This is a genomic window from Photorhabdus khanii NC19, from assembly GCF_000517265.1.
Taxonomy (GTDB): Bacteria; Pseudomonadota; Gammaproteobacteria; order Enterobacterales; family Enterobacteriaceae; genus Photorhabdus; species Photorhabdus khanii.
Map to the genome: position 1 here is coordinate 329,875 of NZ_AYSJ01000015.1, position 24,201 is coordinate 354,075.

The 24,201-nt window shown below is 47.1% G+C and carries 21 protein-coding genes and 1 pseudogene; 3 read left to right on the forward strand and 19 right to left on the reverse strand.

The window, feature by feature from the left end:
• Window positions 1–18: 18 nt before the first annotated feature.
• Window positions 19–4,272 (forward strand): hotdog fold thioesterase, encoded by a 4,254-nt coding sequence (locus tag PTE_RS20170; protein ID WP_036849892.1) that lies wholly within the window; start codon window positions 19–21, stop codon window positions 4,270–4,272.
• Window positions 4,273–4,274: 2 nt separating this feature from the next.
• Window positions 4,275–7,289, forward strand: coding sequence for a PfaD family polyunsaturated fatty acid/polyketide biosynthesis protein (locus tag PTE_RS20175; RefSeq protein ID WP_036849894.1), 3,015 nt, complete (start codon window positions 4,275–4,277; stop codon window positions 7,287–7,289).
• A gap of 288 nt (window positions 7,290–7,577) precedes the next feature.
• Here PTE_RS20175 and PTE_RS20180 read toward each other — a convergent pair.
• The 19 genes and pseudogenes from PTE_RS20180 to PTE_RS20275 all read right to left on the reverse strand — a co-directional run.
• A pseudogene (locus PTE_RS20180) lies at window positions 7,578–7,895 on the reverse strand (SDR family oxidoreductase); the annotation flags it as partial.
• Window positions 7,896–8,285: 390 nt separating this feature from the next.
• Window positions 8,286–8,600 (reverse strand): hypothetical protein, encoded by a 315-nt coding sequence (locus PTE_RS20185; RefSeq protein WP_036849896.1) that lies wholly within the window; start codon window positions 8,598–8,600, stop codon window positions 8,286–8,288.
• A gap of 45 nt (window positions 8,601–8,645) precedes the next feature.
• On the reverse strand, window positions 8,646–8,990 hold the full coding sequence (locus tag PTE_RS20190) for a contact-dependent growth inhibition system immunity protein (protein ID WP_051477483.1): 345 nt from the start codon (window positions 8,988–8,990) through the stop codon (window positions 8,646–8,648).
• A 43-nt stretch (window positions 8,991–9,033) separates the two neighbouring features.
• Complete coding sequence (locus tag PTE_RS25875) at window positions 9,034–9,639, reverse strand: contact-dependent growth inhibition system immunity protein (protein ID WP_051477484.1); 606 nt, start codon at window positions 9,637–9,639, stop codon at window positions 9,034–9,036.
• A gap of 44 nt (window positions 9,640–9,683) precedes the next feature.
• On the reverse strand, window positions 9,684–9,989 hold the full coding sequence (locus tag PTE_RS20205) for a contact-dependent growth inhibition system immunity protein (RefSeq protein WP_036849899.1): 306 nt from the start codon (window positions 9,987–9,989) through the stop codon (window positions 9,684–9,686).
• Window positions 9,990–10,006: 17 nt separating this feature from the next.
• Entirely contained in the window at window positions 10,007–10,876 is an 870-nt protein-coding gene (locus PTE_RS20210) for an RNase A-like domain-containing protein (protein WP_051477485.1), read from the reverse strand.
• A 2-nt stretch (window positions 10,877–10,878) separates the two neighbouring features.
• Entirely contained in the window at window positions 10,879–11,358 is a 480-nt protein-coding gene (locus PTE_RS20215; RefSeq protein ID WP_036849901.1) for an Hcp family type VI secretion system effector, read from the reverse strand.
• A gap of 376 nt (window positions 11,359–11,734) precedes the next feature.
• Complete coding sequence (locus PTE_RS20220) at window positions 11,735–12,052, reverse strand: YjeO family protein (protein ID WP_036849904.1); 318 nt, start codon at window positions 12,050–12,052, stop codon at window positions 11,735–11,737.
• A 365-nt stretch (window positions 12,053–12,417) separates the two neighbouring features.
• Window positions 12,418–13,308: a 4-hydroxyphenylacetate catabolism regulatory protein HpaA gene (gene hpaA, locus PTE_RS20225; protein ID WP_036849906.1), complete on the reverse strand. Its 891-nt coding sequence runs from the start codon at window positions 13,306–13,308 to the stop codon at window positions 12,418–12,420.
• A 27-nt stretch (window positions 13,309–13,335) separates the two neighbouring features.
• A complete protein-coding gene (gene hpaX, locus PTE_RS20230; RefSeq protein WP_036849908.1) occupies window positions 13,336–14,712 on the reverse strand; it encodes a 4-hydroxyphenylacetate permease in 1,377 nt (458 codons plus the stop codon).
• Window positions 14,713–14,810: 98 nt separating this feature from the next.
• On the reverse strand, window positions 14,811–15,617 hold the full coding sequence (hpaI, locus tag PTE_RS20235; RefSeq protein WP_036849910.1) for a 4-hydroxy-2-oxoheptanedioate aldolase: 807 nt from the start codon (window positions 15,615–15,617) through the stop codon (window positions 14,811–14,813).
• A gap of 9 nt (window positions 15,618–15,626) precedes the next feature.
• Window positions 15,627–16,430 (reverse strand): 2-oxo-hept-4-ene-1,7-dioate hydratase, encoded by an 804-nt coding sequence (gene hpaH / locus PTE_RS20240; RefSeq protein ID WP_036849912.1) that lies wholly within the window; start codon window positions 16,428–16,430, stop codon window positions 15,627–15,629.
• 4 nt (window positions 16,431–16,434) lie between these two features.
• Window positions 16,435–17,907 carry an NAD-dependent succinate-semialdehyde dehydrogenase gene (locus PTE_RS20245; RefSeq protein WP_036849914.1) on the reverse strand — a complete coding sequence of 491 codons (1,473 nt, stop codon included), beginning with the start codon at window positions 17,905–17,907 and terminating at the stop codon, window positions 16,435–16,437.
• Window positions 17,897–19,126 carry a Bcr/CflA family multidrug efflux MFS transporter gene (locus PTE_RS20250; protein WP_081738283.1) on the reverse strand — a complete coding sequence of 410 codons (1,230 nt, stop codon included), beginning with the start codon at window positions 19,124–19,126 and terminating at the stop codon, window positions 17,897–17,899. Before PTE_RS20250 ends, PTE_RS20245 begins: the two co-directional genes overlap by 11 nt.
• On the reverse strand, window positions 19,126–19,515 hold the full coding sequence (locus PTE_RS20255; protein WP_036849917.1) for a 5-carboxymethyl-2-hydroxymuconate Delta-isomerase: 390 nt from the start codon (window positions 19,513–19,515) through the stop codon (window positions 19,126–19,128). The genes PTE_RS20250 and PTE_RS20255 overlap by 1 nt, the downstream gene beginning before the upstream one ends.
• Before the next feature lie 13 nt (window positions 19,516–19,528).
• On the reverse strand, window positions 19,529–20,407 hold the full coding sequence (gene hpaD / locus PTE_RS20260; RefSeq protein WP_036849920.1) for a 3,4-dihydroxyphenylacetate 2,3-dioxygenase: 879 nt from the start codon (window positions 20,405–20,407) through the stop codon (window positions 19,529–19,531).
• Window positions 20,408–20,471: 64 nt separating this feature from the next.
• Entirely contained in the window at window positions 20,472–21,938 is a 1,467-nt protein-coding gene (hpaE, locus tag PTE_RS20265) for a 5-carboxymethyl-2-hydroxymuconate semialdehyde dehydrogenase (RefSeq protein ID WP_036849923.1), read from the reverse strand.
• Window positions 21,935–22,699: a fumarylacetoacetate hydrolase family protein gene (locus PTE_RS20270; RefSeq protein ID WP_036849926.1), complete on the reverse strand. Its 765-nt coding sequence runs from the start codon at window positions 22,697–22,699 to the stop codon at window positions 21,935–21,937. Before PTE_RS20270 ends, hpaE begins: the two co-directional genes overlap by 4 nt.
• A complete protein-coding gene (locus PTE_RS20275; RefSeq protein WP_036849929.1) occupies window positions 22,696–23,328 on the reverse strand; it encodes a fumarylacetoacetate hydrolase family protein in 633 nt (210 codons plus the stop codon). Before PTE_RS20275 ends, PTE_RS20270 begins: the two co-directional genes overlap by 4 nt.
• A gap of 386 nt (window positions 23,329–23,714) precedes the next feature.
• Here PTE_RS20275 and hpaR point away from each other — a divergent pair, with 386 nt between their 5' ends.
• On the forward strand, window positions 23,715–24,161 hold the full coding sequence (gene hpaR / locus PTE_RS20280; RefSeq protein WP_036849932.1) for a homoprotocatechuate degradation operon regulator HpaR: 447 nt from the start codon (window positions 23,715–23,717) through the stop codon (window positions 24,159–24,161).
• Window positions 24,162–24,201 lie beyond the last annotated feature (40 nt).

Below are 24,201 nucleotides of genomic sequence, written 5' to 3' on the forward strand. Positions count from 1 at the left end.
CTTAGGAGTTACTCTGTCATGGAAAATATTGCGATTGTGGGGCTGGGCTGTCTGTTTCCTGAGGCAGATACCATTGAAAAGTACTGGGCAAACCTTTGCCTGAAAAATGATAGTACAACCCCGTTATCTGCTAAGGAAGTCGGTGTTGATCCTGCATTTTATTATCATCCGGTTTCAGGCACAGTTGATAAAATAAGCTATAACCGAAATGGACATGTTCGCGATTTTCACTTTGACGCGAAAGGTTATGCACTGCCTGAGAATGAAATACTGACTTTGGATAATTTGTTTAAATGGACGATTTATACGGCGGCAGAGGCGCTGAATGATAGTGGATACCGTGATAAACAGGCCGTGTTAAAAAAGACGGGGTTGTTAATTGGTAATATAGGTATGCCGACGCATAGTGGCAAGCGTTTGATGAGCCCGTTTTACCATCGTTTATTAACGCCATATATCCAGCAATTAATTGGACGACCAGATTTCAGCTTCGATCGATTCTGGCCGGAAGAGGTGCATTCAGATCTTAACCTGATAACGGGTGGGCATAATGCCACCATCGCTGCCCAGGCATTGGGCTTGCAGGGGCCGAGTTATGCCCTGGATGCCGCTTGTTCATCGGCGCTTTACGCAATAAAAATGGCTGCAGATTACCTTGCTTGCGGCAAGGCAGAGATGATGCTGGTCGGCGCTGTTTGCCATGCCGATCATATCTACATTAACCAAGGGTTTAATATCTTGCGGGCCTTCCCGGATGGTGGTGCCTCGGTGCCCTTTGAACGCACCTCCGAAGGGTTGAAAGCGGGTGAGGGAGTTGGCATTGTGGCGATCAAACGTTATGCCGATGCCATTCGTGATAATGACAAAATTTATGGCGTAATTGAATCGATCGGTTTATCCAACGACGCTGGGGTTAAGCACATTCTGGTGCCAGACGTCAACGGACAGCGCTTGGCGCTGGAGCGCGCCTACCGCAACAGCAGCCCCGAGATAGACTATCTCGAATGCCATGCCACCGGTACCCCGGTGGGTGATCAAATCGAATTGGCGACGGTTGAAGCTTTCTTTGATTGTGCGAAAAAGAGGCCACTACTGGGGGCTAACAAGGCCAACAATGGTCACATGCTGACGGCGTCTGGTATGGGCAGCTTGTTGAAGGTGATCCTGTCCATGCAGCACGATCTGATTCCTGCGACCCTTGGTGTGCAGCAACTGGTGACCACGCCGGCTGGTCAGCTTGGTCTGGAACACGTGGTTCGTAGTACCCAGCCGTGGCCTGCCAATGGCCGGCCAAAGCGTGCCGGAATTAATGCATTCGGTTTCGGCGGTGTCAATGCCCATATGGTAATCAGTGAGGATCATCCACGGTTGCGTGCCACGCAAAGCGAATCCTGGAGCCCACTGGTGATCGCGCCTCTGGCGCTGGTGGGTATTGGCGTACACTTGGCGCAGACGGAGGATACCGATACCCTGGACCAGGCGGTGCAACAAGGGATACAGCATTTATATACGCTGCCGCCAACGCGCTGGATGGGCATTGAACAACGTGCTGATGTGTTGGCGATGCGTGGGGTAGAGCAACCGCCGCCAGGTTCCTACATTGAGAAATTTGAGTTCGACTGCAAACGTTTCAAACTGCCACCGAACGTAGTCGGCCCGTATCTGCTTTCCCATCTATTTTTATTGCCGGTGGCCGAGCGTGCCTTCATCGACGCAGGTTATGCGTTGGACGGCAGTAAACGCAACATTGCCGTGATTGTAGCCGGAGGGGTGGACTATGGCTGCTTACGTAACCAGGCACGCAATGAAATCAGCTGGCAATTGGCGCAGAGTCTGTGCAGTCACGGCATCGAACTGCCTGACACCGATGTGCAGGCGTTACAAACCATCCTGAAGGATAGCTTGTGCCCGACCCCGTACCCGGAGGGCATTACCGGTGGGATTGGTAACGTGGTGGCGAGTCGGCTTGCCGCTCACTTGCACCTGAATGGCCCGGTATTCTCGTTGTACAGTGAAGAGAGTGCACCGTTCAAAGCCTTTGAACTGGCACAGTTCATGCTCGCCCGCCAACAGGTTGATGCCGTGATTGTTGCCAGTTGTAGTTTTGCCGGCGGGGTAGAAAACGTCTTGTGGGACCATCAGTCGTGTCAGGCGAATCAGGCGGTGGGTGATGGTGGTGGTGTCGTGGTGCTGCGGCGCGAACAGGATGCTCTGCGCGAGACCATTCCCATTTATGCGGTGGTTGAAGGCTTGGCGATCGGCCATGCGGCGGATCGCCAACTGGCGTTCAGCGCCGATGAAGAGGAGATGGTTACGGCGATGACGCAGGGGCTGGCGGCAGCGGGTTGCACTGAGGAACAGATAGACTACCTTGAGATTTACGCTGGTGGGCGGCCTGATGAGATTGCCACCGAGCTGGCCGCATTGGGCCGGGTGTATGCTTCGCCACAGCGCCAGGCACCGCTGACCCTTGGTACATTGAAGGCGCACTATGGTCATCTGTCGGCAGCCAATGGCTTGCTGGGAATTATCAAAGCGGCGTTGCAACTTACCCAGCGCTATCTGCCGGCGTTGCCCGATTATGCACAATCCACTCAGTTGACCTACAGCGCCGGAAATAATTTTTCTCTGCCGAGACAAACGCAGTTCTGGCCGCAACCGGCACAGGGGCTGCGGCGTGCGGCAATCAACCATATCGGTATCGACCGCGCCTACAGTCATATGATCCTGCGCGAATCGCAGGATGGGCCGCGTGCCCGGCCTGCAAAAGCCACGGTACCGGCTGCGGGGGAGTTTAAGGTCACGGTCTATACCGCCAGGGAGAAAATGCTGGCCGATTTCATCATCAACGAGGCTAATCTGGCATATTTCTCGGGGGCGGTGAACATCGCGACCAACCTTGATACCCAGGTGACTCCTGCGGCTACTGCGCTCAAGTACCTGGTGCGCAATGCACAAACTCAACTACAGTATCTGCGCCTTGAGCAGTCCTATTATCAGTTGCTCAATCACATCCTCAGTGAGCATTCCTCAGCAGCTGCTAGTGCGCCGCTGTTCGATGAAAGCCAGATTATTGAGCTGACTGACGGTTTGGTTGCGAATGTGCTGGGGGCAGAGTATACCAAGGTGGACTGTTATCCGGTACGCACTCGCATGCCGTCCCCGCCGTACCTGTTTGTCTCGCGTATTACCGCGCTGTCAGCGGTTAAGGATCGACTTGAGCCTTGCTACATTGAGTGGGAGTACGACATTCCTGTTGATGCCTGGTATGTGGTGGATGGCAAGGCTCCGGTTTTTATCGTCCTGGAATCCTCCCACGCGCTGATAGTAGCCTTCACTGTCATCGGCTGCGACCACCTGTTCAAAGGGCTATTGGGCTACCGCGCGGTAGACAGTCAGACCACGGTGTACAGCGAGATGCCAAAGGCGGGTGAGGTGCTGCGTGGCCGGGTCGATATCAACTCCTGCGTGCGCGCTGGAGGGATGGTCTTGATTGCCTATGAATACTACTGCTACGTCGGTGAGCGACTGGTGTTAAAACAGACAGGTAATTCCGGCTTCTTCACCATGCGCGAGATCGCCAAAGTCAGGCAGATAGATACCGCGCCGTATTTTGCCGCCGCAAAACTGGCCCAACCCTTCACTCCGCCACTGCGCTGCCTGCGTCAACGCTTTGACGAACAGCATATCAGTGCCCTGATGCAAGGGGACATCGCCGCCTGTTTTGGTCCGCAGTATGCCCATGAAGGTGCCGTCAAATTTTCTGCTCCACATTCACGCATGCTTAGTCGGGTGCTGAATGTTGATTTGTCCGGCGGTGCTTTTGGCTTGGGGGAGGTGATCGGTGAGGTGGATATTGATCCCGAACACTGGGTATTCAAAGTGCATTTCAAAAACGATCCGGTCATGCCGGGAACGTTATTGGTTGAGGGCTGCGAACAGTTGGTAAAGTTCTACCTGTATTATCTTGGGCTGAACTCGCAAAGCGATTTGGTCTCCCACACGCTGTACAACCTTCAGTGCAGCGCCAAATTCCGCAGTGAAGTGAAGTGCGAACGTGACGTGTTGCGTTATCGCCTGACCTGTAAATCGATCGATGCTCAGTACCAGGATGATAGCACTACTTTGACGGCTATCTCGCTGATCTTCATCGCTGAAATCATCTATCGCGGCAACGTCATTGGTCTGTGTGATAACCTGGGTACAGGCTTTACCCGGCGCCTGCCTCTGCCTTCTACTGCCTCTGCGGCGCTGTTGACACAGGGAGCATGAAAATGAGTCATCGTTTATCTGTTAATCAATCCGGTAGCCGACACCCAGCATCTGCGCTGCCGCTGACGGCGGGTTCTGCCAGTTTGTATGATCTTGATCACGCCCTGCAAGTGGTGCAATGGGGTGACAGGGTGGCGCTGTTACCGGCCAATGAACCACTTCCTTCCGGGCAGGCGGTCGTGCTCGGCATGTTACCGGCGGTAACGGCAGCCGATCTGGGGGATAACAGTTTCCTCCGGGATTATGGCGTACGCCTGGCTTATTACGCCGGGGCGATGGCAAATGGTATTCATTCAGAAGAGATGGTGATCGCCCTGGGTCAGCAAGGTATCCTCGGCATTTTAGGTGCTGGCGGGTTGAGCATTCCGCGTATTGCCGAGGCGATTACCACGCTGCGCGAGCACCTGCCCAACGGGCCATTTGGTGTCAACCTACTGCACAACCCCGGCAACCCGGAGTGGGAAATGGCCTGTGTGCGGTTGTGCATGGAGCACCAGGTCAGGGTGGTTGAGGCCTCGGCCTACATCAGACTGAGCATGGCATTGGTGTACTACCGTACCTGTGGGCTGAAGCGGCAACAAGATGGCGGCATCCTGTGCCAAAACCGCATCATTGCTAAGGTATCACGCCGTGAGGTTGCCGAGTGTTTTTTGCGTCCGGCACCGGAAAATATCCTGGAAAAATTGCTGGCTGAGGGGATGATTACCGCAGAGCAGGCAGCGTTAGCGCGTCAGGTGCCGATGGCGGATGACATTACCGTGGAAGGAGACTCCGGTGGTCATACTGATCAAGGGGTGTTGTCCTGCATCTTCCGCTCCGTGGTGCAGCTACGCGACGATATTGAGCATGAGTCCAGCCACCGTTTCCGAGTGCGGATTGGCGCGGCAGGCGGCTTGGGAACCCCTCACGCCATTCTGTCTGCTTTTGCCCTCGGCGCGGCGTATGTGGTGACTGGTTCAATAAACCAGGCTTGCGTGGAGTCCGGCACTTCTGAGGCGGTAAAACAGATGTTGGGCAAGGCGCAGATAGGTGACGTGGCGATGGCACCATCGGCAGATATGTTTGAGTTGGGCGCTAAAGTACAAGTGCTGAAACTGGGCAGTATGTATGCGGTACGCGCCCAGAAACTCTACGCGCTGTATAAGCAGTACGACAGCTTGGACGTGCTTCCGGCTCAGGACGTGGCTCAGTTGGAAAAGCAGATCTTCCATAAGCCGCTGGCTGAAATCTGGCAGGAGACGGTGGCTTATTTCCAGCGTTGCAACCTGTCTGCGGTGATTGAAAAGGCGGAACAGCAGCCAAAGAAAAAAATGGCGCTGCTGTTCCAGTGGTATCTCGGCCAGTCATCACGTTGGGCGATAAGCGGTGAAGCGACGCGCCATATGGATTATCAAATCTGGTGCGGTTCGGCGATGTGGGCGATGAACGAGTGGCTACAGGGCACGCTACTGGAAGATGTGGCGCAGCGCAAGGTGGCGGAACTTGCCCATCTGCTGATGAGTGGTGCCGCCTACCTGACTCGCATTGCACTGCTTGAGCTTATGCATGTCACGCTTCCTGAACCGGTTAAGCGGTATGCGCCATTTAACTTATTCAAAGGTGTGAATCATGCTAACGGCAATTCGACACCACAAACACAGTCGGAAAGTAAGCAATCTATAGACGCAGTAACAAAACTGTCATTGAAAAGTTCAACGGAGTTTTATAAAAAGTGTTGGGATCTGCTGCCTGGTGGCACTCATTACAACTTCGGCGATCTTGAACGGTCTCTGGTGATCCCGTTCAACCGTGGGCGCAACTCGCGCGTCTGGGACCTGGATGGTAATGAACACCTCGATCTATTCTGTAAGTTCGGCGCACTGTTTGTTGGTCATCACAATGAAGCCTACAACGAGTCGCTAATTCAGTACATGGGCAAGATCACGTCGGTGGATACCTGCGATCTGGAAGTGGAAGTGTGTGAAACCATGGTGAAGTACATCCCCTGTGCCGAGATGGTCCGCTTCTGCCTGAGTGGTACCGAGGCAGTACAGAACGCGTTACGTTTGGCACGCGGCTTTACCGGTAAAAATTGCTTTATTCGTTTCCACGGCCATTACCATGGCAATGCCGATAACATGATGGGGTGGTGTAATGCGCAGGATCTTCGCTATCCGGCGCTGGAGCAGTTTCAGGGCGATTTGCCCGATACCTGGGGACAAGAGAGCGGTTCGATTGCAGGTCAGTCTTTTATGCTGCCGTGGAATGACATTGACGTGCTCGCGACGACTATTGAGCGCTATCACGACGAAATTGCAGCTGTGCTGATGGAGCCCATCTGTATCAATGGTGGCGGTATTTTCCCGCGTGAAGGCTATCTGGAGAAGGCCAAGGCGCTGTGTGAAAAATACAATATTGTGCTGATTTTCGATGAAGTTATCACTGGTGTGCGCCTGGGCCTCGGCGGTGCGCAGCAACTGTTGGGCGTCACCCCGCACTTGGCGACCTTTGGCAAGGCGTTGGGTGGTGGTGCAATGCCGATTTCCGCCATTGCTGGCCGCCGCGACATCATGAACTTGTATACCTGTGGCAAAGTAATTCATACCGGTACTTTCAACGGTTACCCGCTGGGGCTGGCGGCTATCAAGGCAACCTTTTCACTGATTGAGCGTGATCTGGGTTGTTACGACCGCATGGCCGGCATTACTCGTCAACTTGCCAATGTCTTCGTCAAGGCGGCTGAAGCGGTTGATCTACCTCTGGTGATTCAGGGCATGCCAACCGCGCTGGTGTACCACTCCCAGCAGGAGCCGGTCGAGCAATCCCTGGGTTACAGAGAGAAGGTAAAGTTCTGCGGCGGTATTATCCGCGAGACGGCTAAACACTACGGCATCCAGTTCTCTCCGTTGTCGCGTATCTATTCCAACTTGCTGATGTCACAGGATGATGTGCGCTTCTTCGAAGAACGCATCTTCGATGCCATGGTTAACGCCCGCAAGATTATCGACACTACTTTCAAAGAAGGGATTGATACATGAGTCGGCAATTGCCGTCATCACTGGTGCGGCAGGCGGTTTTGGTTCGGTGGTTGTCGAGGTGCTGCTGGATATCGGCTATCTGGTGACCGCGGAGGATATGCACTAAGCTGGACGATCGTTCTGGCATATTATTTATCCAGGCAGCAGCAATTTGCCTTGCTATTAATATGCCAATCCTGCTTTATCCCAGAGGAAATCTGAGTCAATGTCGATTGTTTACTGTATGAGTTTCCCCGTTTCAGGTTTGATGAAACGGGGAGTGTACTTGCTCTGATAATTTTGATTTTTTTATTTCCCTCCGGCCAGGTCAATAAAATTCCCGGTGACGTATGAAGCTTCATCTGACAACAACCAGGCTATAGCTTGTGCGACTTCCTCCGGTTGTCCGCCACGTTTCATCGGCAGGGAATTTTTTACCCGTTCAACCCGGTTTGGCTCGCCGCCATTGGTGTGCATATCAATATAAATAAATCCGGGGCGAACGGCATTTACCCGAATTTCCTGATCTGCGACTTCCAGAGACAGACCGATAGTTAAAGTATCAATTGCGCCTTTCGATGCCGCGTAATCAATATATTCATGCGGTGCTCCCAGCCGGGATGCTGCTATAATAGTTTTCCATATATTAGAATTAAAGTCACTATAATGTAATTATTTTAATTTTTTCTCTAACTGTTTGTAATTAAATATAAAATAATTGATATGTTCTATTATTCCTATTGTGAATAGGGTTGAGGATATTTTTATAGTTAATTGCTGTTTCGCAAGATACATAATTGTCTTGGATAAAAATAACATTTTCTAATATTATTGTAATGCTGTGTTTATGTTTCTGATTATATTAAGTTAAACTTTTTTATATGTGATTTTTATTCTGAAAATTCAGCTAATATATAGTGTTTTATTATTATTGAATGGCGCTTTTGAAATGTAATATATAATTAATGACCTTCAAAAGCGTTTTTTATTTGAAAATTTTATGAATTCAAGGTTGATTTATTTATCCTTTTCAAGGTGTTTATTCATATAACTTTGCATTATTTTTGATGACTGATTCAGATGTTCTAATATGGCGCTAATAGTTTCCCATAACTTTGGATCAGTTGCATCATAATGACGGCTGCTAAAACATCCTTTTATATTTTTAGCGTCACGGATAAGATGATTAATATTGTCTAATAATATTAGCGGTGCAATATTAAGAAAGTTTCCTTGCAACTCATTGAATATTTTGTGAAATGATTCAAAATCATTATTATCAATAGCATTTTTCAGCTTATCTATGTACTGCAATTTTTCTCTCATTTCCATTATATTTCACCTCTTTATTTACTGTCATATTAAAAATTACTATGATTAGTCATCTTTATCCAAATATTCTTGTGCTAATTTGGATACATGATTTAGAAAATCTAATGCAGTGGTCTCCCATAATTCAGGAACAAATTCATTATAATTTAAACTATCAAAATCTTTTTCTACGTCATCAGAATTACTGATAAAAATTCTAATCTCTCTTATTAAGCTTATTAAGCTTATTAAGCTTATTAAGCTTATTAAGCTTATTATGGTTATTGGATATTGACAATTTAGATAGTCATCAATTATTTCATCTATTGTTTCGCCAAATAATTGATAATCTTGATGAAAATAAGTGAGCATTAAATCATCTATATATTTCCTTTCTATTTCTTTTTCCATTTCATTGAACCTCTTTGTTATTGTTGCATTAAGAATACTATGATTAGTTATCGTTATCTAAATAATCTCGTACTCTTTTTGATACATGATTTAGAAAGTCTAAAGCAGTAGTTTCCCATAAATCAGGGTTAAAATCATAACGATATAGTTCTTTGAATTCTTTTTCTAAATCTTTAGAATTATGGATAAAAGACTTGATCTCCTCTAATAATTCTCTTTTCATCCCTTTAGTTGTTGTTTCAAGATAGTCATTTATCGTATCGTCAATCTCTGGACCAGATATTATTTCGCAATCTTGATTAAAATAAGCGCCTATTAAACGATTGAGTTCCATTTTGTCTCCATTGAATTCTAAATAATCTTGTACTCTTTCCGATACATGATTTAGAAAGTTTGAAGCAGCAGTTTTCCATAAGTCAGAATTAAAACTATGGCGATACAGTTCTTTGAATTCTTTTTCTACATCCTCGGAATTACGGATAAAGTAATCAATATCTTTTATTAGTTTTTTCATAAGAAGGGGAGGTTCGCTATTTATATACTCAGTTATTACCTCATCTATTGTTGCTTCACCAAATCTATTACAATTTTGGTTAAAATAAGCACCTATAAAGTTATCTAAGTATTGTGTTTTAGTTTCTCTTTTCATTGAATTAAACCTCTTTATTTTCTGTTGTGTTAAGAATGTTTTAATTATTCATCTTTTTCAGGGTGTTCATTTAAAAATTCCTGCGCTCTTTTAGAGACGTAATTTAGAAAATTAAGCGCAGTAGTGTCCCATAAATCAGGATAAAAATCAGAATCAGAATAAACAAGTTTAAACTCTTTTTCTACGTCTTTTGAATTGTAGATAAAAGAGTCAATTTCCTCTATTAGTTTTCTTTTCATCTCTTTATTTGTAGTATCAAGGTAGTCATTTATTACGTCATCAAGCTCAGGGCCAGATGTTATATCAAAATCTTGATTGAAATAAGCGTACATTAAACGATTGAGTTCCATTTTTCTCTCCATATATTTCAATTAGGTTTTGGAAATGCGGTTAATATATAGTAAGGCTGTCCATTATATTCAGAGTGAATTAAAACGACTCTGACTTTATATAACTTTTCTACATTTTTTGATCCTCTAGTCACACTAATTCCAATCGGGGTGCTTGAAATATAATCTATCTCTAATCTTAATCCTTTTGGGGCATATTTTAACATGGAAGTTATTCTGATTTGATTATTTCTTAAGATTTTTGAAATCACTGTCTCTGCGGTTTTTATATCATAAAAAGAACTTGATACTTCTATATTTTTATTTGTTAAAAACCTCGCCCTCAACTCCTGCTCCGATAACCCAACATGTTTAGCCAAAGTATGACCACCCGGTTTTAACCCTGTCTCTGACTCATGTTCAATTAATTTAATTCTGCCTACTCGTACCGAGGCAACCCTAACAGCTCCCACTATTGAAGCAAATGATAACGGTACAGCAATATCAACGGTAAGACCTATTTCAGACGCGGTATAGTCATCAGCACCAAATTCTTTCGCTAAATCTACCGCCGCACGATAAGTTTCCGTCATTGTTTCTCTGCCGGTTATCATTTGACTGGCAGAAGCATTCATGACGTCAAGACTATGTGCCCCGACAATAACACAGGCCGCTTTAGTTAGCGTTGTCGGGTCGGGTGCAAGGCAGAGACCACCTGCACCAATAAGTTCAACCACCCCGGCGGCTAAACCAGCCCCACCTAATATTCGGTTACTCCAGGTTTCCTCTTCAGTAACGGTATTATCCGACAGAATCGCTGCCAACTGAACCGGCGATAAAACAATGCGTAACCCATTTTCAGATTCTGAATCAACAGCATCATCAGTCAAATAATTGGCGTTATTCATGGTTAATAGATCCTGTCATCCCAGAAGCTGTAAGAACCCGTTGAACAAGCAAGATTGTTCCAGGTGATATTCTTGTAAGTAAAACAGATAACTTCTTGTGGTGTGCCTGAATTATTGTCTTTGGAGTGCGGGTAATTGGTTTTTATGCTGGATATAAAAGCATAGCCTAGCCTGATAGAATAGTATTTTTCTAACCCTCCGGTTGGTGATGTTCGGTACAATTCAAATAAACATTCCAGTTCTTCATTTTCAGAAAAACATTGCGCCAGTAAAGGAGAAGATTTATCGATAGGCTTTATTATCATGACCGGGTGATGAGAAGCATGTTGCTCTCGGGTCATTAAATGTTGAAGAGTATAAATGAAAATTTCATTTTCATGACCATGCTGGTAATGATTGCCGATAGAATTTAAGGAGCCGCAGCCAGCGGAGATTAAACCCTGTTTTTTACCTTTCAGTGTTAAGTAAATTATATTCGCCATATTGGTTGCTCCTTATACTGTTTATTCGATTCTCCTGTAGGGTGTGTGGAAAAATCAACCAAAAATTTGTAAATTTGAAATAATTTACATTAATAAGGCGGATACAAAAGGAATATGGCGAAGAAATAGGGTCAATATTATCAATGCCATCAGGTTATTTATCTTTTTATATCATATGGTTAGTGATAATGAGATGGTTATTTTTTCATGAAGAGAGGTTTATAAAGATATTTTTAATTCTGTGATTTGCATATCAGGAAATACGTGGTTTTTAAATGCCACGATTGTCATAAAATCAAAGTATAAAATGGAGTTTAAGACCGACAGGATATTCAGGTAGCATCTGATAGTTGCTACCTAACTGTTCGAAATTATTTTAAATACATACCATGAGTCTGATAAAAAACCGCCATATCCAATATCCCAGTAACGTAAATGTAATGACATTAAGGGAACGTGATTTGAATCTTTTCTTTGCAGTTGCATAAATTAATGGCGATATAATCAGTAAGCATGTTGGTGCAAATAGATCACGGTTATCATCTATAAGCGCGCTATAAATAGCACAGATGTTATTTAAATCCTTACCAACTACGTAGTGTTCTTCTTCTAAATAAGACATCAAAAATATAAATAACGCGCAAAAAATGGCATAACTGATATTTAAAACCAAAGCGATAGCTAATCTGCTCATTCTGAAATTCTCATTATTAAATGCATTGTCTTTTCTCTATTTCCACAAATAGTAAAATAGCGGTTTTTCCTTAGCATCGGCACTCCGGTCGCCATTAACTTATCCTTAATAGTTCCAGTAAGTCGTATAACTCCAGTATATTCATAATTTTAATTCTGGGAAGAGATTTTGTAACAAAAATGATTAAATTTGGGGTGAGTTGATAGCAGAAAATATAAAGATTTGAAAAAAAGATAGCGAAGTAATCATCACCTCATTTGTAGTTTAAAGTAAAGATTTTCGTTCGATATTAAAACTTTCAAGTTTCATATTTTCCTTACGGTTAGAATAAAAAGTGCCTATCTTGCTATAAATAGTATTGGTGTTTATATTTCGCGAGTATTTTTTTCTCGCCAAAGGCTGGGAGAACAGCCAACTAATCGATTAAAAAAACGGGCAAAATAGGCGGGATCCTTGAATCCAAGTTGATAAGCAACTTCAAATACAGCGCAATCACTGAAGAGTAATAACCGTTTGGCTTCACGTAGTTGACGGTCGAAAATTAATCGTTTAGGTGGGCGATTGGCAAACCGACGGCACATATCCTTTAACCGTGATTCGGTAATGCCTAGTTTATGGGCATATTCCGGTACGGAAAGATGATGACGATAATAGTTGTCTATTAATTGGTTAAATCGCTGAAATAATCTAATTTCTCCCCGCACCCCATTGACGGGGTGGTCATCAAGGGGAATATTGCGCAATAGCAAGGTGAATAGCGCTTGCGCTAAAAATGTCAGTGATTGCGTCCGCCCGATAAAGTTATTGGATGATTCGCGGGCTATTAATGCCCAGTAATGGTTAAAAGCTTCCAGCTCTTCCGGTTTATCTGTGACAGATAAGCAAATCGCCGGAATATCCAGAATATCTTTGTTGGTAGGATAGAGTGATTCTAATAGCGGTAATATCAGATCTTGCCGCACGGTAAGTACATATCCGTCACTGTCATCCTGAGTAAAAAAAGCATGAGGAACGGAGGGCGGCGTCAGGATAAACAGCGGTGCCTGTACAGAATAGTGTTGATCATCCAACTGCAATTCAATATGGCCGGTGATCAAAAAATGAAGCTGGAAGAAACCATCATGGCGATGAGCTTGCATATCACGACCGAAAAATGCCGCCATTCGGCCAAAAGTTTGGTAATGCACATCATCTGTGCCTTGGGTCTCATCATAATCTTTGCTGATATCAATATTGGCAATGATAGGCCCGGTCATGCTGGTTTTTCCTTATATTATTGAAAATTACGTTGTTGCTCTCGGTCTGGCATGTTTCATTGGGATCGTCTGGATAATGGCTGCGCCAATGATCAGTAATCCGGCTACAAAATAGAGACCCGTATTAAAGCTCCCGGTCTGATCTTTCAGCCAGCCGATTAATAACGGGCTGAGTGCTGAACCTATGTTACCCGTGGCGGCAATAACCGCAATGCCGATCGCTCTTGCGCGTAAGCTGATGGATTGATCCGGTGTTGTCCAAAAGACGGCCATTGCGGTAAATGAACCGGTCGAAGCCATAATAATCCCAATCAACTGAATGACACTGTGGTTGGTCAGTGACGTCAATATCCAGCCCACGGCAGCGAACAGATAGGGCAGAGCGGTATGCATTTTACGTTCCTGTAACCGGTCTGAACGGCGACTCCAGTAAACCATCCCGATAATGGTACAAAACTGAGGAATGGCGGTCAGAATACCGATCATGATGTTACTGCTGCCCTGATTGAAACTTTGTACAATCTGTGGCGTCCAGATATTAATCGCGCTCAGTGTGTTGGTCAGGCAGAAATAGGCTAGGGTGTACATCAGCACTATTGGGGTGAAAATCTCACGCCATATACTGCGTTTTTGCATGGTTTGATGAGTTGATGAGCCTGTCGGTTGAACCGGAGCAGGTTGGTCGTTATCCATCATCTCTTGTAAGCATTTTTTATCTTCATCTGTCAACCACTTGGCTCGTTTTGGTGAATCATCAAGATAGAACCAAACGATTATTCCCAGTAATACCGAAGGAAAACCTTCCAGCAGGAATAGCCATTGCCAACCGTGAAGGTTCAAGAGGCCATCCATTGCCAGAATGTAACCGGAAGCCAGAGAACCAAATGCCATGGTCACCGGCATTGCCACCATAAACAGCGCATTGGCGCGGGCGCGGTAATAAGCCGGGAACCAGTAAGTCAGATAGACTAGGATACCCGGTACGAAACCTGCTTCGGCGATACCGACCAACATACGTAAGATGTACAGACTGGTTGGTCCGGTGGCGAACATGGTGGCAGTGGAGGAGATCCCCCAAAGCACCATGATCGTGGCTATCCAGCGTCGCGCCCCGACAATACTGAGCATGATATTGCTGGGAATACCGAAGATGACATAAGTGACATAGAACAGGGTTGCTGCCAGACCGAACATTGTCGCGTTCAGCCCAAGATCTTTACCCATGGTCAGGCCGGCAAACCCGATATTGATTCGGTCCAGAAACGAGAATACAAATAAGACGAACAGGAAAATAATCAGGCGACGGAATAGCTTGTTAATGATGGATTGCTGTTGTGCCGTTAGCTGCTTATGTTTAGCCGCCGGGAGATCCGACTGTTGCGCGGCAGTGGATGAATCGCTCATTGTCATTTTCCTTATTATTTTTTTATCTGTATTACGTTGTTATGGCAAATCAAAAGGTTGTCGGGTAAATCGGTTGTTAATGTTGGTCATTGTCAGGATTAATAAACACTGGATGCAGGCGTTGCGGGAAGGTCTTTGCCCGCGCCAAACCGTGCCGCCAGCGCTTCTGCCGCGCGAGCCAGTAACGTTGTGTCGATACCGACAGCAACAAATAACGCACCGAGTTTCAGGTAATGCTCGGCAACAGCGGGGGCTGACATCAGAATACCCGGCGCTTTACCCGCTGCTTTGATTTGAGCGATAGCCTGCTCAATCGCCGCTTTCACTTCAGGGTGATGTGGATTATTGGTAAAACCCATATCGGAACTTAGATCCGCCGGGCCGATAAAAACACCATCCACACCGTCTACTTTAAGAATCTCCGGCAAGTTACGCAGTGCTTCACGGGTTTCTACCTGAACCAGAACGCATATCTCATCGTTGGCACGATGCAGGTAATCAGGAATTCGATTCCAGTGAGAAGCTCTTGCCAGAGCGCTGCCTACGCCACGAATACCCTCCGGTGGGTAACGGGTGGCACGAACCGCTTCGTAAGCCTGTTCGGCGTTTTGTATCATGGGGATGAGTAAGGTTTGGGCACCCACATCCAGCAACTGCTTGATGATCACCAGATCATTCCAGGGCGGGCGTACAACGGGATGGCTTGGATAAGGTGCAACTGCTTGCAATTGGCTCAGAATCGTCTGAACGTTGTTCGGCGCATGTTCGCCATCGATCAATAGCCAGTCGAAACCGGATCCGGCCACTAATTCTGCACTGTAGGGGCTGCAAAGCCCCAGCCATAAGCCGATTTGTGGACGGCCTGCTTTTAATGCCTGTTTAAATTTGTTGGTTAATCGATCCATATTTTCTCCTTAAACGAAATGGCAACTGATGGAACCCAGTGCGCCGTAATCCACATGGAAAGTATCCCCTTTACGTGCCGGAACCGGGCGGGTAAAAGAGCCACCAAGGATGATTTGCCCTGCTTCAAGTTGAACACCGTGTGGTGCCAGTTTGTTTGCTAACCACGCAACACCGTTAGCTGGATGATTAAGCACTGCTGCCGCAACGCCGGATTCTTCAATCACGCCATTGCGATAGAGCAGGGCGCTGATCCAGCGCAGATCAAGCTCGTCTGGCTTAATCGGGCGGCCGCCCATAATCACTCCGCCGTTGGCGGCATTATCAGAAATCGTATCGAACACTTTGCGTGGGAGATGGGTTTCCGGATCGGTGTTGTGGCAACGGGCGTCGATCAACTCCAGCGCCGGAATGACATAATCTGTCGCATTGTAAACATCAAACAAAGTGCAGTTTGGGCCACGCAGTGGTTTTGCCAGTATGAAGGCCAGTTCGACTTCGATACGGGGCACAATAAAGCGGTCGCAGGGAATATCGCTGCCATCAGGGAAAAACATATCATCCAGCAGAGCGCCATAGTCTGGCTCGCTGATTTGTGAACTGGCTTGCATGGCTTTGGAAGTCAGGCCAATTTTGTGGCCTTTGAGTACGCGACCTTCCGCAATTTTCAAATTCACCCATTCACGCTGGATGGCATAAGCGTCGTCAATAGTGATTTCAGGGTGATCCAACGAGATCTGGCGTATTTGCTGACAACTTTTCTCTGCCTGATGCAGACGGTGTGCAACCTGTGATACGACTTCTTTCTGTAACATGTGGTTAAGCTCCTGTGTCCTCTATGCCACCAAAGCAGAGATATTTCACTTCCAGATAATCTTCGATGCCGTAACGTGAACCTTCTCGCCCCAGCCCCGATTGTTTAATGCCGCCGAATGGAGCGACTTCATTAGAAATCAAGCCCTCATTGATGCCGACCATGCCGCTTTCCAGCGCTTCAGCCACACGGTAGATCCGGCCGATATCACGGGAGTAAAAATAAGCTGCCAGGCCGAATTCAGTATCATTTGCCAGATGAATGGCTTCTGCCTCATCACGGAATTTGAAGAGAGGGGCGATAGGCCCGAATGTTTCCTCACGGGAGATAAGCATGGATTCAGTGACGTCAACCAGCACGGTAGGTTCGAAGAACAAGCCGCCCAGAGCGTGTGGTTTGCCGCCAGCCAGTATGCGTGCGCCATGAGAAACGGCATCACTAATGTGTTCTTGCACTTTATCGACGGCTGCCTGATTGATTAGCGGGCCTTGCTGTGATTTGACGTCGCTGGCTGGGCCAACCTGTAATGCACTGACTGCTTGTGCCAGACGTTCTGCGAAGGTGTCATAAATAGTTTCCTGCACTAGGATACGGTTAGCACAAACGCAGGTTTGACCGCTGTTGCGGAATTTAGCGGTAAGTGCGCCCTGTACAGCGGCATCAATATCTGCGTCATCGAAAACGATAAATGGCGCATTGCCACCCAGTTCCAGTGACAGCTTTTTCACGGTATCGGCGCTTTGGGCCATCAGTAATTTGCCGACACTGGTTGAGCCGGTAAACGAGAGTTTGCGCACAATCGGGCTTTGGGTCATAACACCACCGATGGCCTTAGCCTCTTTTCCCGTGACAACATTCAGTACGCCTGCGGGAATGCCTGCTTGTTCAGCCAGCGCGGCTAAAGCCAGAGCTGAAAGTGGCGTTTCTGCGGCGGGTTTCAGTACCAGAGTACAGCCAGCGGCCAGTGCCGGGCCAACTTTGCGGGCGATCATGGCATTAGGAAAGTTCCACGGCGTAATGGCGGCGACAACGCCGATAGGCTGTTTGATCGTGATGATCCGGCGACCGGGCAGCGGGCTTGGGATCGTTTCACCGTAGGTACGTTTACCTTCTTCCGCAAACCACTCGATGAAACTGGCACCATAAGCGATCTCTCCCATCGCTTCCGCCTGCGGTTTCCCTTGCTCCAGACTCAACAATTCTGCCAGAGACTGTTGATTCTCCATCATTAACCGAAACCAGCGTTGCAGAAGCTGGCTGCGTTGTTTGGCGGTCATGGCTCTCCAGGCAGGCAGGGCTTGTTGAGCGGCGGCAATTGCCCGTTCGGTTTCCGCTGCGCCCATATTACTGACTTGTGCAATTACCTCGCCATTTGCCGGGTTAGTCACCTTAAACGTGACTTTGTTATCGGCATCGAGCCATTGCCCGTTGATATAAGCCTGCTGACGTAATAGTTCTGTATTCACATTATTTGTCATTGTTTTTTTCTCCTAAAAACACTTGGATGGATTGCGTCTGTTGGTGAGAAGTTGCCAGTAGCTGACATAACCAACTCAACCCGGCGCAAACGGCTATCACAAGGGCCATAGCAAAAGGGGTTTCATCTTGTAATAAAGAGACGGCAACGCTGGCGAGCGCCGCCATCGCGAATTGCGAAGAGATAGCGAGTGCGCTGGCGCTGCCGGCAAGTTGACCACGATGTTGAAGTAATAAAGAGAGGCTATTAGTACCAATGGCATTAACCAGCGATATAACCAGTACAACCAAAATAACGATAACAGTCAGGTTTTGCTGATAAAAAATAACCAGCAAAATGCCAAACAGTAATTGAGCGCTGGTTTGGATCAATAACAGACGGGAAAGGCTGTAAACTTTCAATAACCAGACATTGAACAGCACCATCGCTATCATGCCCAGTGCATTACAGCCGAACAGTAATCCGTAGTAGTTGGCCGGAACCTGAAAATAATCGATATAGACGAAAGGCGAGCCACTGATAAAAGCGAACATGGCGGCACAAGTGAATGCCAATGTGCCGATAGTCGCCATGGCTTCACGGTCAACCAGTAATTTGCCGTAGTTTTTAAACGCGGAGATAAGTTTTCCACCGTCATTATTGGCAGGCAGCGTTTCTGGCAACAAAAATAATAATAATAACCCACTGATACAGCCAACCAGCGTCAGTAAAATAAATATGGCCTGCCAGTTGAAATAGGTTAACAGTAAGCCACCGAGTAAGGGGGCGATAAGTGGCGCTATCATCGTCACTAGCGTCATCAGTGACAGCACCCGGGGTAATTCCGCAGGGCGATAGATATCACGGGCGATGGCTCTGGCCATAACAACGGCTGCGCCGCTGCCAAATGCTTGTAATGCACGCAGTAAAATCAAATGTTCAACTTGCGTCACCCATGTACATGCCACACTGGCGACGACGAATAACACCATGCCACTGAGCAACAGCTTTCTGCGTCCTAAACGGTCACTCAGTGGGCCATATAACAGCATGCCAATACAAAAACCGGCGAAAAACGCGCCTAGAGTATATTGCATTTGCCCTTGTGTCGCCTGTAGTTGCCTTGCCATTTCTGGCAAGGCTGGCAGGTACATATCAATCGACAAAGGCCCGAATGCCACCAGCGCACCCAATAACGGGATAAGCCAGCGCGGGGGATGTTGATTAAAGGGCTTCGGCATCACTGTTCCTTACGAAACAAGGCGTGAACGTTGTTTTGTTTGTAGTTCAGTACCGGGTCCAATTCTTCCATCGAAAAAGAGAGGGCGAGGTAACGCTGTGCCATCAGTGAGGCAAAATGTTCTTTGATCAGGCTGAATAGCATCTCGCCAACCTGTTGACGGCTTTCAAGACTGCGCCCGGTGCCGATTTTCAGCGTCATATGGACGAAAGCGTAATCATGTTGACCGTCAGCCATGTGCCAGGTATCCAGCCAGATAGCACGGCTGCGTATTCCTGCTAATGGAAAAATGCCGGTATCCGCCAGTGCTTGATTCACTTTGGCAAACAGCGCTGGCAGATGGGCTTGTTCACGGATATTTTCCGTACATTCAGCATAAAAATGTGGCATAGGTGACTCCAAATCAGGCTGTGGCTTGCTCATCGGTAATGTCATCAGGCAACGGGAATACCGCGTTAACTTGCCCGGTGCCGGAACTGGGGAACAGTTCGGTCAGGAATTCCACTTTACCGTCATATTTATCCCAACCGAGCAGGCCCAGCAGCATCACGGTATCGTGCATATTGCCTTCGCCGTAGCAGTAATCCGCATATTCCGGCAACATCTTGCAGAACTCTTTGAATTTGCCCTCTTTCCAAAGTTGTACCACCCGGCGATCCATCTGTTCATCAAATTCGCGGGTGTAGCTGTTCATGCCCTCTTCTGCGCGCTGATCATCAATAAATCGGTGAGAAAGGGAGCCACTGGCCAGCACAGCAACTGTACCGTCATATTTCTCAATTGCTTTCAGAATGGCTTCCCCAAGACGACGACTGTCTTCAAAAGCATGAACAGTACAGAACGCGGAGATAGAGATAACTTTAAAATGTCGGTCACTATTCATGTAACGCATTGGCACCAGCGTGCCGTATTCCAGTGTCAGGCTTGGGATTTCATGTGCCTGAGCGCGCACGCCCATATTGCGCGCCTGTTCCGCGATCATTTGTCCCAATTCAGGGTTGCCGTCATATTCATAACTCATATCGCGGATGAAATGTGGCAATTCATTACTGGTGTAAATACCGGAGAAATGGTCGGCACAATTAATGTGATAGGCACTGTTCACCAGCCAGTGGGTATCAAACACGATAATTGTATCGACACCCATTTCACGGCAACGACGGCTAATCTCTTTGTGCCCGTCAATGGCTCCCTGACGGCAACCATGATGTTTTCCCGGTAGTTCAGACAGATACATTGATGGCACATGTGTAATTTTGGCCGCTAACGCTAACTTACCCATAAAATCCTCATTTGATATCAGGACGGCGAACCGGAATTCGCCGTGGTTAACGCTGATGAAACCGTTATACCCCCCAACGCGGGATGGGATGATCCCCCATAGAGATACAGACGTTTTTCATCTCTGCAAACACTTCAAAACTGTATTCACCGCCTTCACGGCCGGTACCGGAGGCTTTCACGCCGCCGAATGGCTGGCGCAGGTCGCGAACATTCTGGGTATTGACGAATACCATGCCTGCTTCAATATTACGGGCCAGACGCAATACTTTGTTGACATCTTGAGTCCAGATGTAAGAAGCCAGACCATATTCCACGTCATTCGCCAGACGCAGACCTTCTGCTTCATCTTTGAATGGCAACAAACACGCGACCGGGCCGAAGATCTCTTCCTGCGCAACGCGCATACGGTTATCGACATCCGCCAGCACTGTTGGGCGCAGGAAATTGCCACCTTTCAGGTGTTCCGGCAAATCAGTGGGTTTATCTGGGCCGCCGGCCAGCAGCGTTGCCCCTTCTTCAATACCCAGACGAATGTAACCGGAGACTTTTTCCCAATGCTGTTTGCTGATAAGCGCACCAACCTGCGTGCCGGGATCTTGTGGATCGCCAACCCGCAGACGATTCGCACGTTCAGCAAAACGTTGCACAAACTCAGGGTAGATGCTTTCTTGAATAAAAATGCGTGAACCGGCGGTACAACGTTCACCATTGATAGAGAAAATGGTGAACAGAGCGGCATCCAGTGCGCGTTCAATATCGGCGTCTTCGAAGATCAGAACCGGCGATTTACCCCCCAGCTCCATTGAATATTTTTTCAGACCGGCATTTTTCATGATCTGGCGGCCGGTTGCGGTACCGCCGGTAAAAGAGACTGCCCGAACATCGTGATGTTTCACTAATGCATCACCGGCAGTAGCACCGTATCCTTGCACTACGTTTAAAACACCGGCAGGGATCCCGGCTTCCAGCGCCAGCTCCCCCAGACGGTTTGCAGTTAATGGGGAAAGTTCTGACATTTTCAGCACCGCAGTGTTACCCAGTGCCAAACAGGGGGCGACTTTCCAGGTCGCGGTCATAAATGGCACATTCCACGGCGAAATCAGCGCACAAACACCGACTGGCTGCACCAGCGTATAGTTGAGCATCTTGTCGTCAACCGGATAGGTCCGGCCATTCATTTGCTGACAAATCTCAGCAAAGAAGTTGAAGTTGTGAGAAGCGCGTGGGATCAGGACATTTTGCGTTTGATGAATAGGCAAACCGGTATCTTTAGTTTCCATTGCCGCGATTTCAGGCACATTCTCATCAATCAGTGCGCCTAAACGGCGCATCAGGCGTGCACGTTCTTTCATCGGCAGATCAGCCCATTTGGGGAAGGCTGCTTTTGCTGCTGCAACCGCTTGATCAATCTCTTCTTGACCACCAGAAGCCACTTCAGCCAGCACTTCACCGCTAGCCGGGTTGGTGGTTGCAAAATATTCTTTACTGCTGACGTTCTTGCCGTTGATCCAATGATTAATCATCGTCATGACAGGCTCTCCTCATACTCTTGCTGGCTGACAATACGGTTGATCAGACGCCCAACGCCTTCAACCTCAACAATCACTTCATCCCCCGGTACGACATCAGACAACCCTTTTGGTGTCCCAGTGGCGATCATGTCTCCCGGTTGCAGCGTCATAAAGTCGCTCAGATAGGCGATTAGGAATGGGATATCGAAGATCAGATCGGCGGTGGTGCCGCGCTGACGCAATTCACCATTGACCCAGGTGCTTAATGTCAGATTATGCGGATCTGGTACATCTTTTTTATCAATGATCCACGGGCCGATGGGGGTCAGCGTGTCGCGGCTTTTTACCCGGAGGTTAGGGCGATAATAGTTTTCCAGATAGTCACGGATCGCGTAGTCGTTACAAACCGTGTATCCGGCAACGTAATCCATCGCCTGTTCTTTGGCGACTTTATGGGCGGTTTTGCCGATGACAACCACCAGCTCAGATTCATAATGCATGTATTCCACATTATCCGGGCGAACGGAAACCTGACGATGGCCGATCAGCGTATTGGATGCCTTGATAAAAACCAGTGGCTCTTCCGGTGGCTTAAATTCAAGTTCAGTGGCGTGATCGGCGTAGTTCAGACCGAGGGCAAACAGGGTTCCGTCGGCGGGTGGTAGCCATTGAACGAATTCACTGCTGACTTTGTTGCCATCTGGCAGGCAGACATTTTCCTGATCATCAACCGTCACATTCAGATCCTGACCCTGATAACGAACTCTTGCGTGTTTCATGCTTTTTCTCCTGCTTGCACAACCTGATTCTCCAGCGGTGGGAAACCTGCTGCCCGGATAACCACGTTGTCGTCTGGTTTGATGGAAACCCGTTGATGCGGAGTGCCAAGCAGGATCACATCACCTTCCTTCAAGGTGGCGAAATCACTTAATGCCGCGACTAATTCTGCGGCTGAACGCACTAGATCAGTGGTTGACCAGCGATCAACTTCCTGCCCATTGATTTCAGTAATGATGTCCAGTGCATCAACTGATTCAGGGTTGATCATTTGACCTATAGGGCAAAAACCATCACGACATTTCGCTTTAATGGCCGGGCGATAAAACGCTGTTTCAGGCAGGCTGACTTCATTAGCTAATGCATAACCTGCGATATATTCGGCTGCGTTTTCAGCGGTGACTTTACGGGCGGTTTTACCTATCACCAGCGCCAGTGTTGCGCCGCTCTGAACCTCTTCTCCCGCAGGATGGGGAATAACGTCACCGGAGGTGATAACGGTATTCCGCGGTTTGATAAACCATATCGGGGTTTTAGGCAGGGTGTTATAAGGCGCTTGCTGAAATGAGTCATGCCAGAAATCGACCTGACTCTGATGGTTGAGGGCTACGGCGAAGACAGTGCCTTTCATTAACGACTCCTCTGAGCTTAAACAGACAGCTTTAAGATGCATTTATTAATATATTAATAAACCACAAATCGATTTGTTGCAATATGTTAATGTATTTGTTAATTTTAATTGTGATCTCAGTAACAATATCTTTGCTAAATTTGTTTTTTGTTATTATTAATCAATATGTTAATATTTTTTCAAATAAAATTATCACTATTATATTAACTTTTTATTAACCTGGTTTTCGGGGTTTATTTTTGTTTACTTATTAATATTTTTATGATTTTTTCTTTGTGGTTGATGGAGTGACGTGCTAGTCTTTTTTATGGTGGTTATAGAGTGACATAGACACTCTCGACAGAGAGTAAATCAGTGATTAACTAAGATGAGAGCCTTCATTACCCATGCATGAATCTCTGACAATTGCGTTACTTCAGGCGCGGGAAACCGCGATGGGTTTTTTCCGCCCAATCCTTAAGAGTCATAATTTGACTGAACAGCAGTGGCGTATTATTCGTGTACTGTCGAATAACCGGTCAATTGATTTTTATGATTTATCTTGCCAGACCTGTATTCTTCGTCCAAGTCTGACGGGGATATTGACTCGTATGGAACGTGATGGATTGATCTTTCGTCTTAAACCGATGAATGACCAGCGCAAACTTTATGTTTCTTTAACGCAGGATGGTCAGAAACTTTATGAAAAGGCGAAAGAGCAGGTTGAACAGGGATATCGGGCCATAGAAAAAGCCTTTTCGCCGGAGAAGATGGTTCAGCTTTCAGCGTTGTTGGAGGAGTTAATTGCTGTAGGTAAGAATTCGCCGGGAAATATGGATAAAGACGTTAAATAAAAATTTTATTCAAAATAATGATGATGAATAACAGTAAAAT